Origin of the sequence: Zemynaea arenosa (genome assembly GCF_004614185.1) — a bacterium.
GTDB classification, from domain to species: Bacteria; Pseudomonadota; Gammaproteobacteria; order Burkholderiales; family Burkholderiaceae_D; genus Telluria; species Telluria arenosa.
Genome location: NZ_SPVF01000076.1, coordinates 1 through 13421, shown reverse-complemented (window position 1 = coordinate 13421; position 13421 = coordinate 1). Strand labels below are relative to the sequence as shown.

The following is a 13421-nucleotide window of genomic DNA, read 5'->3' as shown; positions in this document are numbered from 1 at the left end:
AGACAATTACGAGAACGCCTGAATCCCGGTCATCGCCCGGCCGAGGATCAGCGCGTGGATGTCGTGCGTGCCCTCGTAGGTGTTGACCACCTCCAGGTTCACCATGTGGCGCACGATGCCGAACTCGTCCGAGATACCGTTCCCGCCCAGCATGTCGCGGGCCACGCGCGCGATGTCCAGCGCCTTGCCGCAGGAATTGCGCTTCATGATCGACGTGATCTCGACCGCGGCCGTGCCTTCGTCCTTCATGCGCCCCAGCCGCAGGCAGCCCTGCAGGCCCAGGGTGATCTCGGTCATCATGTCGGCCAGCTTCTTCTGCACCAGCTGGTTGGCGGCCAGCGGACGGCCGAACTGCTGGCGGTCCAGCGTGTACTGGCGCGCGGTGTGCCAGCACGCTTCCGCCGCACCCATGGCGCCCCAGGCGATGCCGTAGCGCGCCGAGTTCAGGCAGGTGAACGGACCCTTCAGGCCGCGCACGTCCGGGAAGGCGTTCTCTTCCGGCACGAACACATTGTCCATCACGATCTCGCCGGTGACCGAAGCGCGCAGGCCGAACTTGCCGTGGATTGCCGGTGCGCTCAGGCCCTTCCAGCCCTTCTCCAGCACGAAGCCGCGGATCGCGCCTTCATCGTCCTTCGCCCAGACCACGAACACGTCCGCCACCGGCGAATTGGTGATCCACATCTTGGAGCCAGTCAGCGCATAGCCGCCGTCCACCTTGCGCGCGCGGGTGACCATCGAGCCCGGGTCGGAGCCATGGTTCGGCTCGGTCAGGCCGAAGCAGCCGATCCACTCGCCGGTGGCCAGCTTGGGCAGGTACTTCTGCTTTTGCTCTTCGGTACCGAATTCATAGATCGGCACCATCACCAGCGAGCTCTGCACGCTCATCATCGAGCGGTAGCCCGAGTCCACGCGCTCCACTTCGCGCGCGATCAGGCCGTAGGCCACGTAGTTCAGGCCCGGGCCGCCGTACTGCTCGGGAATGGTCGGGCCCAGCAGGCCCAGTTCGCCCATCTCGCGGAACACCGAGGTGTCCATGCGCTCGTGGCGGAACGCCTCCAGGATGCGCGGCTGCAGCTTGTCGGTGCAGTAGGCGGCGGCGGCATCGCGCACCATGCGTTCGTCATCGGTGAGCTGGTCGTTGAGCAGGAGCGGGTCGTCCCAATGGAACTGGGCCTTGCGGGTCGCGTTCATAGATGTCTCTTATGGTTGTATGAGAAAAGGTTGTATAGACGGATTTGGCAATCCGCCATTTTAGCGCGATTGCGTGCTGCTGAACCGTCCGGCGTGGAAAACCAGCGACGGCTGGTCGCGGAACTCGCAGTGCTCGACTTCGCCCACGAAGATGACGTGGTCACCCTCCGGATAGCGGCTGCGGTTGTGGCATTCGAACCACGCCGAGGCACCCTTGAGGATGGGCTGCCCGGTGCGCGACAGTTCGTATTCGACACCGCCGAACGGGTTGTCGGTACGGCGCGAAAAGCGCTCCGCCAGGTAGGCCTGGTCGGCGCTCAGCACGTTGATCACGTAGTGGGAATTGCCGCTGAAGATGGGCAGGCTGTTGGCCTGGCTGCCCAGGCTCCACAGCACCAGCGGCGGATTGAGCGAGACGGAATTGAACGAGCTCGCGGTCAGGCCCCGGAAGCTGCCGTCGGCCAACCGTGTGGTGATGACCGTGACGCCGGTGGCAAACTGGGAGAGCGCGCGGCGGAACTGGCCGGAGTCGAACTCGCGCGATTCTGCGCGGGGTGAGCTGGTATTCATGGAAGCATGGGTGTTTGCCGTCATTATGCCAGTTCAGGTGCACCCGCGCCGGGTTTGGATTAGAGTAGACCTTGAGCAATTTTTCCACAGAGGATGAGATGACGACAGCGACCGAAACGGCCGTGCTGGGGGGCGGATGCTTCTGGTGCGTGGAGGCCGTGTACCTGGAAGTGAAGGGCGTGACCAAGGTCGAGTCCGGCTACATGGGCGGGCATGCGGCCAGCCCCACCTATGAGGACGTGTGCACCGGCAGCACCGGGCACGCCGAGGTGGTGAAGCTCGAGTTCGACCCGGCGGTGATTTCCTACCGCGACATCCTGGAGATCTTCTTCACGATCCACGACCCGACCACGCTCAACCGGCAGGGCAACGACGTCGGCACCCAGTACCGCTCGGTGATCTTCTTTGAGACGCCGGAGCAGGAAGCGACCGCGCGCCAGGTGATGGCGGAGATGGCGGCCGTATGGGATGCGCCCATCGTCACCCAGATCCAGGCCGCGCAGACCTGGTACAAGGCCGAGGACTACCACCAGAACTACTTCGCGCAGCACCCGCTGCAGGGCTACTGCGCCTTCGTGGTGGCACCGAAGGTGACCAAGTTCCGCAAGACCTTTGCCGGCAAACTGAAGTCGGCCTAGTGATACATGTACCGGCGCGACCACGGGTGGTTCGCCGGATCCATGCCCGCCTTCCCGCAGACGACCTGATACAAGCTGATCAGGTCATGCGCGAAGGCATAGCTGCACCCCGCCAGGTACACATGCCAGATCCGGAACTTCTTCGGATCCACCAGGCCCCGGATCTGCTCCGCATGGTTCTCGAAGTTCTCGGTCCACGCCGCGCAGGTGCGCGCGTAGTGGCGCCGCAGGTTTTCCACGTCCCGTACTTCCAGCCCGCCCTGCTGCATGGCCTGGATCACGGTCGACAGGTGCACCAGCTCCCCGTGCGGGAATACATACTCCTCGATGAATTGGCCGCCGCCGTAGGGCGTCTCGCCGCCGCCGACATCGGTGGTGGTGATCCCGTGGTTCATGGCCAGCCCGTCCGGCGCCAGCAGCCGGTGGATGATGCGGAAGTACTCCGGCAGGTTGGCCCGCCCCACGTGCTCGAACATGCCCACTGAGGTGATGCGGTCGAACTGGCCGCTCACGTCCCGGTAGTCCTGCAGGCGGATCTCGATGCGGCTCTCCAGCCCTTGCTGGCGCACCCGCTCGCGCGCCAGCGCCGCCTGGTTCTCGGACAGGGTGATGCCCACGCAGCGCGCGCCGTACTTCTCGGCGGCGCGGATCGCCAGCGCACCCCAGCCGCAGCCGATGTCCAGCAGCGTCTGCCCGGGCCGCAGCGCGATCTTGTTCAGGATGTGGTCGATCTTCTTGACCTGGGCGGTCGCCAGGTCCTCGGTGCCGGTCTCGAAATAGGCGCAGGAATACACCATCGCCGGATCGAGAAAGGCCTGGTAGAACTCGTTGGAGACGTCGTAGTGGTACTGGATGGCCGCCTTGTCCTGCTTGCGGGAGTGGCTGTGGAAGGAGCGGATGAACCGCCCCAGCTTGCCCTCCGCCTTGAGCGAGGTGCGCGCCAGCGCATTGACCACATTGATCATGTCGGACGCGCGCCCGGTGACTTCGATCGCGCCTTCGACGTAGGCCTTGCCGAGGTTGTACAGCGACGGCGAAAGCAGGTAGCGCAGGGCACCCGGCCCGGGCACCCTGATTTCCACGCGCGGCGGTTCAGGGGAAAAGTCGAAGCGCTGGCCGTTCCACAGATCCACCCGCAGCGGCAGCGCCACCTGGCTGCGGATATCGTTGGTCCAGGAACCGAGGCGGGCGAGGTCGAACATGCATCCTCCGTGTGGGGCGCACGCGCGCCCCCGTCATGGTTGCAAACGCTGCCGGGTCCAGCTGCCGTCCGGCTGGCGGGTGTAGACGATCCGGTCGTGGAACCGGGATGTCCGGCCCTGCCAGAATTCGACGCGCTCGGGGACCAGGCGGTACCCGCCCCAGTGCGCCGGCCGCGGCGGCTGTTCGCCGTACTGGGCCGCGGCTTCCTCGTAATGCCGCTCCAGGTCGGAGCGGCTCGCGATTGGCCGGCTTTGCTGGGACGCGATCGCCGACAGGCGGCTGTTCAGCGGGCGGCTGGCGAAATAGGTATCGCTCTCCTCGGCCGACGTGCGCTCCACCTTGCCTTCAATGCGGACCTGGCGTTCCAGCTCCCTCCAGAAGAATAGCAACGCGGCATGGGGGTTGGCGCACAATTGTTGACCTTTCTGGCTGTCGTAGTTGGTGTACCACGTAAAGCCGCGTGCATCGAACTGCTTGACCAGCACGATGCGCGAGCTGGGCCGTCCGTCCGCGTCCACGGTGGACAGGGCCATCGCGTTCGGTTCGTCCACCGCCGCCTTCAGTGCTTCCTCGAACCAGGTCTCGAACTGCTTGACGGGGTCGGCATCCACATCGGTTTCGGACAGCTGCGCACGCTCGTAGTCCTTGCGCATCGCCGCCACCCGCTCGCCGGCGGGTACGATGCCGCGCCGCACCTGCATGGCGTGGCCCAGGTCCGCCATCTGGGTGGCGCTGAACAGGCGCTTGGCCATCGGCGCGATATGGGTTTCCTCGACCAGCATGTGGCGCCCGTACAGGCCCGCGAATTCGTTCACGTCCACCGGCGACAGGTTGGCCGAGGCGCCGGACGCCACCGCCGTCAGCTGCGCGTGCAGACGCTGCCACAGCGCTTCCATCTGCCGGTGGTCGGCCAGGATCTGCGGCCCGTGCTGTTCCAGCGCGGCCTGGTCCTCGCCCTGCGCGGTGGCTTGCAGCATCGGCATCAGGTCCTGCTCCTCGTCGTCATGGTGCAGCGGCGCCGCCTTGTCGAAGTACTTGAGCACGGCGAGCGCGGCCTGCTGGGCTTCCGGGTCGGCGCCGTAGCGGGGCAGGTGGGCCAGCAGCTTCTGCAGGGTAGCCAGCTGCTTGCGGATGCGGTCGTGGCAGTGCTTGAGGACGGCGATGGGCTGATCAAAGCCGGGAGCGGTGTCGAGGAGATTCATGAGGAGGCTCTTGTAAGGAGAACATCTCCATTTTAAGACTTTCGCGCCGAAGCGGCAGGCCGGTCCGCTACAATGCCCGCCATGGATACCGCGAGCACCACCCCGCCGCCAGCACTGGCGGATGACGAGATCGACTACGAGCGCCGCTTCGGCGGCATCGCCCGCCTGTACGGGCGGCGCGCCCTGGAGCGCTTCCAGTCCGCGCACGTGTGCGTGGTGGGCGTCGGCGGCGTCGGTTCGTGGGCGGTGGAGGCGCTGGCCCGCAGCGCCATCGGCCAGCTGACGCTGATCGACCTGGACAACGTGGCCGAGTCCAACATCAACCGCCAGATCCAGGCGCTGACCTCCACCATCGGCATGCCCAAGATCGACGCGCTGGCGCGCCGCATCGCGGACATCAATCCGGCCTGCCAGGTCAAGCTGGTCGAGGATTTCGTGGCGTTCGACAACCTGGACCAGTTCATCGGCAACCACGGCTTCGACTACGTGATCGATGCCATTGACAGCGTGAAGGCCAAGACCGCGCTGATCGCCTACTGCCACAAGCAGGGCATTCCCTTGATCACCATCGGCGGTGCGGGCGGCCAAACCGACCCCACCAAGATCCAGTTGCGCGACCTGTCCAAGACCGAGCAGGAACCTCTTCTGGCCAAGGTCCGCAAGAAGCTGCGCAACGAGCATGGCTTCCCGCGCGGCTCGAAGAACAACTTCCACATCGACGCCGTGTTCTCGATGGAGCCGCTGAAATTCCCCGAGGGCGACGAAGCATCCTGCTCCATCGATGGCGACGACCGCAGCGGCGGCGTGGCGGGCCTGAACTGCGCGGGCTTCGGCTCGGCGATGGTGGTGACCGCCACCTTCGGCATGGTCGCCGTCAGCCGTGTGCTGAACAAGCTGGCCGACAAGGCTGCCCATCCGGTGGCGGCCTTGCTATCATAGTTTTTTCTCTTTTCTGAGGACTGTACCGACATGATCCGACGTACCGCATTGTTCGCCCTGCTGCTCTCCGCTTTCGCCGCCCAGGCCAACGCCCAGGAGGGCCAGGCCACCGCTGCGCCCGCAGCGACCGCCGCCTCCGTGACCTCGGCCCAGGCCACCGCCGAGCCGCAAACCCAGGCGCCGCCGCCGGCCGCCAACGAGGCGCCGCAGGGCCCGAAGATCGAGATCATCGACAGCAAGGTCGGCACCGGCAAGGAAGCGATGGCGGGCAAGATCGTCAGCGTCCACTACACCGGCTGGTTCTACAAGCCGCTGGCCAAGGGCCACAAGGGCAAGAAGTTCGACTCCTCGCTGGACCGCGGCCAGCCGCTCGAGTTCCCGCTCGGCGCGGGGCGCGTGATCAAGGGCTGGGACCAAGGCGTGCAAGGCATGAAGGTGGGCGGTAAGCGCACTCTGATCATTCCTTCGGACCTCGCCTACGGCAAGAAGGGCGCGGGCGGCGGTGCGATTCCGCCAGACAGCGACCTGATCTTCGACGTGGAACTGCTCGACGTGAAATAAGTCCAACCGGCTTGGCCGTGTGCACCAGATGGGGAGAGAGACGTGAAGATCGCAAACGATGTGACTGAATTGATCGGCAACACCCCGCTGGTGCGCATCCGGCGGCTGTACAGCGGGCCGGCGCAGCTGCTGGCCAAGCTGGAGTTCCAGAACCCGGCGCACAGCGTCAAGGACCGCATCGGCCTCGCGATGATCGAGGCGGCCGAGCAGGCCGGCAAGATCAACGCCGACACCATCATCGTTGAACCCACCAGCGGCAACACCGGCATCGCCCTCGCGATGGTGTGCGCGGCGCGCGGCTACCGCTGCAAGCTGGTGATGCCGGATACGATGAGCCAGGAGCGCCGCATGCTGCTGCGTGCCTACGGCGCGGAGCTGGTGCTCACGCCAGGCACGGAAGGCATGCTGGGCGCCATCCGCAAGGCCGAGGAACTGGTGGCCGAGAACCCGAAGTGCTTCATGCCGCAGCAGTTCAACAATCCCGCCAATCCGGAAGTCCACCGCCGCACCACGGCGGAGGAGATCTGGCGCGACACCGACGGCCAGGTTGACATTCTCGTGGCGGGCATCGGCACCGGCGGCACCATCACCGGCGTCGGCGAGGCGATCAAGGCGCGCAAGCCGTCGTTCCAGGTGGTGGCGGTGGAGCCGGATGCCTCGCCCATCCTCTCGCGCGGCACCAAGGGGCCGCACCCCATCCAGGGCATCGGCGCGGGCTTCGTGCCGCAGGTGCTCAACACTCACATCTACGACGAAATCGTCACCGTGAAGAACGAGGACGCGTTCGAGACCGCGCGCGCCGCGGCGCGGCTGGAAGGCCTGCTGGTCGGGATCTCGTCCGGCGCCGCGCTGTGGGCCGCGCAGCAGGTGGCGGCGCGGCCGGAAAACGCCGGCAAGGTGATCGTCTGCGTGATCCCCTCGTTCGGCGAGCGCGATCTGTCGACGGCGCTGTACGCGAACCTGGCCGGTTGAAGCTCTCGCTTCACCGGCTCAGTCGTGCGGGTGCAGCACGCAGGCGTGGTTGGTCGTGCCCTGCTCGACCTGCAGCGTGCAGTGCCCGATCTTGTAGTGCTCCCGCAGCTCGGCGGCGATGAGGTCCAGCGCTTCGTCGCCGGGATACCCCTGCGGCATCACCAGGTGTGCGGTGAGCGCGGTCTCGGTGGTGCTCATGGCCCAGATGTGCAGGTCGTGCACGTCTACCACGCCGGGGCGCTGCGCCAGCCATTCCCGCACTTCGTCCACGTTCACCGATTCGGGCGCCGCCGCCATCGCCATCTTCAGCGATTCGCGCAGCAGGTCCCAGGTGGTGATCACGATGATCGCCACGATCACCAGGCTGACCGCCGGGTCGATCCACTTCCACCCGCTGTAGGCGATCAGCGCGCCCGACACCAGCACGCCGAACGAGATCGCTGCGTCGGCCGCCATGTGCAGGTAGGCGCCGCGCACGTTGATGTCCTCCTTGGCCTCGCGCGCGAACAGCCAGGCCGACAGGCCGTTGACCAGGATGCCGATGCCCGCGACCACCGACACCGTGGTTCCCGCCACTTCATCCGGATGCCCGAAGCGGCGCACCGCTTCCCACCCGATGGCGCCGCAGGCAAGCATCAGCAGCAGTGAATTGATCAATGCCGCAAGGATGGAGGAGCCGCGGTAGCCGTAGGTGAAGCGCCCGCCCGGCCGGGCGCGCGACAGCAGCGCCGCACCCCAGGCAAAGACCAGACCCAGTACGTCCGACAGGTTGTGGCCCGCATCGGCCATCAGCGCGGTGGAGTTGGCGACGAAGCCGTAGCCGAATTCCACCACCACGAAAATGGCGTTGAGGACGATGGCGAGGATGAAGGTCTTGCCGGCGTCCGCCGTCACCTCGTGGTGATGGTGGTGGCCGTGACCATGGTGGCCGTGATCGTGGCCATGACCGCCGTGGTCACGACTGTGGTCATGGTCGTGATCGTGATCGTGGTGATGCGAACCGCCCATCGTCAGCGTACCTGCCCGTCCGCGTCCCGTTCCTGCACCGGCCCGAGCTTGAGTTTATCGATCTGCGGCTGGATCACCTTCTTGTCGCCCACCCCGATCACGACCAGCCGCGCCGGATCGAGATAGCGCTTGGCCGCATCCTGCACCTGCCCGGCCGTCACGCCGCCGAACTGCTGCGGCAGGGTCGAATAGTAATCCAGCGGCAGGCCGTAGACCCAGGTGTTGGCCAGGCTGCCACCGATGGCCTGGTTGGTCTCGAAGAGGCCCGGCAACGACAGGATCTGCGAGTTCTTCGCATACGCCAGCTCCTTGGCGCCGAGCGGTTTGGCGCGCATGCCGTTGGCTTCCTTGAACGCCTCGTCCAGCGCCGGCCCGGTGACATCGGTTCGCACCGAGCCCGCGACCACGAAGGAACCCGGTCCGCGGCGGTACAGGAAGCGCGAGTAGATGCCGTAGCTGTAGCCCTTCACCTCGCGCAGGTTGGTATTCAGGCGGCTGGTGAACAGGCCACCGAAGGCCGCGTTCATCACCTGCAGCGCCGGATAGTCGGGCGTGTTACGCGCCGGGCCTTGCGTGGCGAGGCGCAAATAGGTCTGCGGTGAACCCGGCTTGTCGACCAGGTAGACCTTCGCATCGGCAGGCTTGATGGCACCCGCCTGCGTGGCTGGCACATCGGCGCGTGCCCAGGCGCCGAAGCGCTCCTGCACCAGCGCCTTCAGCTCGTCCTGCTGGATGTCGCCGGAGACCACCAGCGCCGCGTTGTTCGGCACGTAGTAGCGCTTCCAGAAGTCCAGCAGCTCGGCGCGCGCGGTCGCCTTGATCGACGCTTCGGTGCCGATTTCCGGATAGCCGTACGGGTGCTGCGGCCCATACAGGACCGCCGCACTGACCGTGCCCGCCACCGCGCCCGGAATGTCGCGCAGCTGCGCCAGTTCGCCCAGGCGGCTGGCGCGCTGGCGCTCCACTTCCGCGTCCGGAAACGCCGGGTGCTGGGCCAGGTCGGCCACGATGTCCAGCGCCTTGCCGAAGTTGGCCTTGAGGGCCACCACGCCGATCTGCGCCTCGTCGGGCGAGCTGCCGGTATCGAGCTGGGCGCCCAGCTGCGCCACCTCGTCCGCGATCTGCAGCGCGTTGCGGCTGACGGTGCCTTCTTCCAGCAGCTGCGCGGTGTAGCCCGCGAGGCCAGGCTTGGCGACCGGATTCGCTTCCGACCCGGCCTTGAGCACCAGCTCCGCCGACACCAGCGGCAGGGCGGGGTTGTAGTGGTGGATCACGGTCAGGCCATTCGGCAGCGTGAAGGACTGGCCCTTCGGCAGCGTGAACGAAGGCGCGGGGCCGGCCTTGGGCGGCGCGTAGCGCCATTTCTCGTCTGCGTTCAGGGCCTTGCCCGGCTGTGGCTTGGCTTTGGACGGTGCGGGCGTCGGCACCTCGGCGCCCAGGTCCTTCTTGCCTGGCACCGCTTCCACCACCACGCGCGCGTCCTTGCGCAGGTACTGGCGCACGGCCTGCTGCACGTCCGCCGCGGTCACGGCGCGGTAGCGCGCCAGGTCCTTCGGCAGATAGCCCGGGTCGCCGGTGTACTGGTTGTACTGGTTCATCTGGTTGGCCAGGCCGTTCCCGCCCAGCTTTTCCACGGAGCCCAGCATCGCGGTTTCGATCACGTTGCGGGCCCGCTCCATTTCGCGCTCGGTCGGGCCTTTCGCCACCAAGTCCGCCAGCTCGGCGTCGATGGCCGCCTCCAGCTCCTGGGTGGTGTGGCCGGGGCGCGCGGTGCTCTCGATGTCGAACACCGACTGCAGTGCCAGCGAATTCTGGGTCGCGCTCATGTCCTGGGCGATCTGCTTGTCGTACACCAGCGATTTATACAAGCGGCTCGACTTGCCGCCGCCAAGGATCTGCGCGGCGATCGACAGCGCGGCGTCGCCCGGCTGGAAGGCTTGCGGCGTGAGCCAGCCGAGGTAGACGCGCGGCAGCTCGACCTGGTCCTGCACCGTGACGCGGCGTTCCTGGGTGAGCGGCGGCGTGGCGACGCTCGGTTTCGGCACGTCCGCGCCGCGCTTGAAGGTGCCGAAGTATCTGGCCACCAGCTTCTTCGTCTTCGCCTTGTCGATGTCGCCCGCGATCACCAGGCTCGCGTTATTTGGGCCGTAGTAGCGCTCGAAGAATTCGCGCACGTCGGACAGCTTGGCGTTCTGGATGTCGGCGTGGGAGCCGATCACCGAGGCATAGTAGGGGTGGGTTTTCGGGAACAGGTTGTGGAACAGCGCTTCCGTGGCCAGGCCATACGGACGGTTCTCCACGCTCTGGCGGCGTTCGTTGCGCACCACGTCCTGCTGGTTCGACAGGGCGGTCTGGTCCAGCACATCGAGCAGATAGCCCATGCGGTCCGAGTGGGTCCACAGGGCCAGCTCCAGCTGGTTGGAGGGCACGGTGTCGAAGTAGTTGGTGCGGTCGAAGTCCGTGCTGCCGTTGGAGTCGGTGGCGCCGGCGCCTTCCAGCAGCTTGTCGGCCAGGCCGCGCGGCACGTGCTTGGTGGCGGCGAACATCATGTGCTCGAACAGGTGGGCAAAGCCGGTCAGGCCGGGCGCCTCGTTCGCGGGGCCGACGTGATACCAGATGTTGACGGCCACGATCGGGAGCTTGTGGTTCTCGACGAGGATGACTTCCAGGCCGTTGGGGAGGGTGTACTTCTCGAATGGGATGGCGAGCGGGTTGTTCGCGGCGGCGCTTGGGGGTGGCGCGTCCGCGTGAGCGGGGAGGGCCAGGGTGCTGCCGTACAGGGCGGCGACCAGCGCGGGAAGGGCCAGCAGGTTCGTGGGTTTCATAGGAGGCCTCAGGGCTTCTGCATTTCGGACTTGATCAGGGCACGCGTCTTGGCGTCCAGCTTCTCGACGATGCGGTTCAGTTTTTCGGCGTCGCGCAGGGCGGCCGTTTGTGCGGCGGTCAGCTCCCGGGCTTGCACGATGGGCGCCGGGATCGGCTGCGGCTTGAAGAACAGCGCCTGGCCCAGGAGCGTCAGCACAGCCGCGCCGACCGCGGTGCCAGCGGCCAGCATGACCGGCTGCGGCAACCCGCCCGCGGTGCGGGGGCTGGCGACTGGCTGCGCCGGAGCCTCGGAGCGTGCAGGCGCAGGCGGGGTGGCGCCGGTGGTGGCGATCAGCTCGCGCGTGGCGGCGTCGATCTGGGCGACGTGGCGCTCGACCGCTTCCTCCAGCACCGCCTCGTTCAGGGCCACCAGCGCGAACACCGGGTCGTCCACGTCGATCTTGACGCCCGTCTTTTCGAACACCAGGCTACGCAGTTTGAGCTGGTCCATGGCGCTTACCAGTCGATGGAATCCAGCTGTTCGAACAGGTCCTTGAAGACCACCTTCACGCGCTGCTTCTCCATCACATTGAACTTGTCGCTACCCTTCACCTCGTCGATGGTCAGCCGCGCCGTATTCATTTTCTTGATGTCCGCGCCGAAGGTGTCGGCATTGCGCTGGTGGAGCACCACCCGCCCCACCATGCGCGCCGCGTTGTCAATATAGGTCTGCGATTCCGTGAACTGCTTGCCGGACGCCGACTGCAGCTTCCCGAAGTGCTCGTTCTCCCACAGCACCAGCGGCACGTCGGTCGACTTGGCCGTCGAGACGAAGCCGGTGGCCGTGTCATGCAGCGTATCCCCGCCGCCCACGATCGAATGGATGTACACCTTGCGCCCAGACTCCCGCAGCAGCTCGAAGCAGTCGTTCTCCAGCAGATAGCTCATGAGCGGCGAGAAGGTGTTGGCGCCGTTGTCCACCACCGCGTTGCAGTCCTCTTCCAGCATGTCGATCATCAGCGCGTCGAAGCGCTTGGGGTCGATGATGCGGTTCTCGGTCATCACCGGGATGTGCTTCACGTCCAGGGCCTTGTAGCGCAGGAAGGTCGCGTTCTCCTGGTCGGTGTCGTAGCAGCGCAGGGGAGCGTCGCTCTTTTGCGCCAGCCATTGCGCCAGGATGGTCGAGACCAGGGTCTTGCCGATGCCGCCTTTGCCCTGCAGGATGAAGTGAACCGTGTTCTGCATCGAATGCTCCGATCGTACTGATTGAGGTACTGCTTACGATTGAGGTACTGCTTACACTAATGACACGCGGCGCTGCCCCGGTCCGGCGGCGACATGCTGCGTTCCGCCAGCCCATCGTAGGACGCTTCCAGGAACTCCCACGCGTAGCGGTCCGCGTCCAGCCGCAGGCGCAGCACGCCGGTGCGGTTGTTGTCGCGCCGCTCGCTGTGCTGGCGCAGCCACAGGAAAGGCGTCATGTAGGCGCCGCCGGTGCCGACCACGAACTCGCGAATGCCTCGCGCGTCGTCGCGGCGGCCGTGCGCATCCTGCTTGGCGAAGCGCTCGTAGTCATGGTCATGCCCGGCCAGCACGATCTCGGCGCCGGCGTCGTACAGGATCTGCCACGCCTCCCGCATGTGCTCCACGTTGCCATGGCCGCCGGAACTATACAGCGGATGGTGCCAGTAGGCGAGGGTGCAGCGGGCGGGGTGGGCGGCCAGGTCGGCCTTCAGCCATGCGAGCTGGCGCTGGTGCGCTTCGCCCTGCAGGTTGCTGTCCAGGGAGACCAGGTGCCAGCTGCCCAGCTCAAAGCTGTAGTACGCGGGCTTGCCGAAGTACGCGAAGTAGGGGGCGCCTTGCGCCGTGGCGTATTCACGGTTGCCGGGCGAGGGCCAGGTGCGGGACTTGAAGCGGCCCCAGGTCGGCTCATAGCAGGTGGCGAATTCGTTGCCGGTGCCGCGCTGGTAGACGTTGTCGCCCATCGTCAGCACGGCGGCCGCAGGATCGCGTGCCAGTTCGCGTTCGACCAGGGCCGCGGTGGCCGCCGCCGGGGAGACCAGCGGCGCGCGGAATTCGCAGTAGCCGATGTCGCCGGCCGCGTAGACCGTGACCGGCGCCGCCGCGGCCATCGCGGGCAGGGCGGCGAGCAACCCAACGCAGGAAAGGAGGGTATGGATGGCGGAGCGGCCCATCCGCTTATTCGATGAAGCGCAGCAGGCCTTGCAGCGCGTGGCGGACGGTCTGTTCGCGCACCGCCTGGCGGTCGCCCTGGAACACCAGGCGCTCGGTGCGCACCTGGTCGCCGCGCGCCCAGGCGAAGCACACC

Annotated in this window: 14 protein-coding genes; 4 read left to right on the top strand and 10 right to left on the bottom strand. The window is 66.5% G+C overall.

The annotated features are described in order from the left end of the window. Positions 1–6 precede the first annotated feature (6 nt). Together E4L96_RS05150 and E4L96_RS05145 are read right to left on the bottom strand one after the other, a co-directional pair. On the bottom strand, positions 7–1194 hold the full coding sequence (locus E4L96_RS05150) for an acyl-CoA dehydrogenase (protein ID WP_135206148.1): 1188 nt from the start codon (positions 1192–1194) through the stop codon (positions 7–9). Positions 1195–1254: 60 nt separating this feature from the next. Next, complete coding sequence (locus tag E4L96_RS05145) at positions 1255–1764, bottom strand: flavin reductase family protein (protein WP_135206147.1); 510 nt, start codon at positions 1762–1764, stop codon at positions 1255–1257. Between the two features lie 98 nt (positions 1765–1862). Between E4L96_RS05145 and msrA the strand changes: the two genes are divergently transcribed. Next, complete coding sequence (gene msrA / locus E4L96_RS05140) at positions 1863–2402, top strand: peptide-methionine (S)-S-oxide reductase MsrA (protein WP_135206146.1); 540 nt, start codon at positions 1863–1865, stop codon at positions 2400–2402. Here msrA and E4L96_RS05135 read toward each other — a convergent pair. Continuing rightward, positions 2399–3604 carry a class I SAM-dependent methyltransferase gene (locus tag E4L96_RS05135; protein ID WP_135206145.1) on the bottom strand — a complete coding sequence of 402 codons (1206 nt, stop codon included), beginning with the start codon at positions 3602–3604 and terminating at the stop codon, positions 2399–2401. The genes msrA and E4L96_RS05135 overlap by 4 nt on opposite strands. Positions 3605–3637: 33 nt before the next feature. Beyond that, positions 3638–4807 (bottom strand): pyridoxamine 5'-phosphate oxidase, encoded by a 1170-nt coding sequence (pdxH, locus tag E4L96_RS05130; RefSeq protein WP_135206144.1) that lies wholly within the window; start codon positions 4805–4807, stop codon positions 3638–3640. Positions 4808–4888: 81 nt separating this feature from the next. Here pdxH and tcdA point away from each other — a divergent pair, with 81 nt between their 5' ends. The 3 genes from tcdA to cysK are packed head-to-tail and all read left to right on the top strand — an operon-like array spanning position 4889 to position 7279. Beyond that, complete coding sequence (gene tcdA / locus E4L96_RS05125) at positions 4889–5746, top strand: tRNA cyclic N6-threonylcarbamoyladenosine(37) synthase TcdA (protein ID WP_135206143.1); 858 nt, start codon at positions 4889–4891, stop codon at positions 5744–5746. A gap of 30 nt (positions 5747–5776) precedes the next feature. After that, positions 5777–6307: an FKBP-type peptidyl-prolyl cis-trans isomerase gene (locus E4L96_RS05120; RefSeq protein WP_135206142.1), complete on the top strand. Its 531-nt coding sequence runs from the start codon at positions 5777–5779 to the stop codon at positions 6305–6307. Positions 6308–6349: 42 nt separating this feature from the next. Then, positions 6350–7279, top strand: a complete 930-nt coding sequence (gene cysK / locus E4L96_RS05115; protein WP_135206141.1) for a cysteine synthase A — start codon at positions 6350–6352, stop codon at positions 7277–7279. Positions 7280–7297: 18 nt separating this feature from the next. Here the strand turns inward: cysK and E4L96_RS05110 are convergent, their stop codons facing one another. From E4L96_RS05110 to E4L96_RS05085, 6 genes are all read right to left on the bottom strand, one after another. Next, positions 7298–8287, bottom strand: coding sequence for a cation diffusion facilitator family transporter (locus E4L96_RS05110; RefSeq protein WP_135206140.1), 990 nt, complete (start codon positions 8285–8287; stop codon positions 7298–7300). A gap of 2 nt (positions 8288–8289) precedes the next feature. After that, positions 8290–11112: a M16 family metallopeptidase gene (locus E4L96_RS05105; RefSeq protein WP_135206139.1), complete on the bottom strand. Its 2823-nt coding sequence runs from the start codon at positions 11110–11112 to the stop codon at positions 8290–8292. 8 nt (positions 11113–11120) lie between these two features. Beyond that, complete coding sequence (locus E4L96_RS05100; protein ID WP_135206138.1) at positions 11121–11603, bottom strand: hypothetical protein; 483 nt, start codon at positions 11601–11603, stop codon at positions 11121–11123. A 5-nt stretch (positions 11604–11608) separates the two neighbouring features. Next, entirely contained in the window at positions 11609–12337 is a 729-nt protein-coding gene (locus E4L96_RS05095) for a P-loop NTPase family protein (RefSeq protein WP_135206137.1), read from the bottom strand. A 56-nt stretch (positions 12338–12393) separates the two neighbouring features. Beyond that, a complete protein-coding gene (locus E4L96_RS05090) occupies positions 12394–13287 on the bottom strand; it encodes a metallophosphoesterase family protein (protein WP_135206136.1) in 894 nt (297 codons plus the stop codon). Between the two features lie 4 nt (positions 13288–13291). Next, on the bottom strand, positions 13292–13421 hold a 130-nt coding region (locus E4L96_RS05085; RefSeq protein ID WP_167758605.1), incomplete at its 5' end, for a CinA family protein.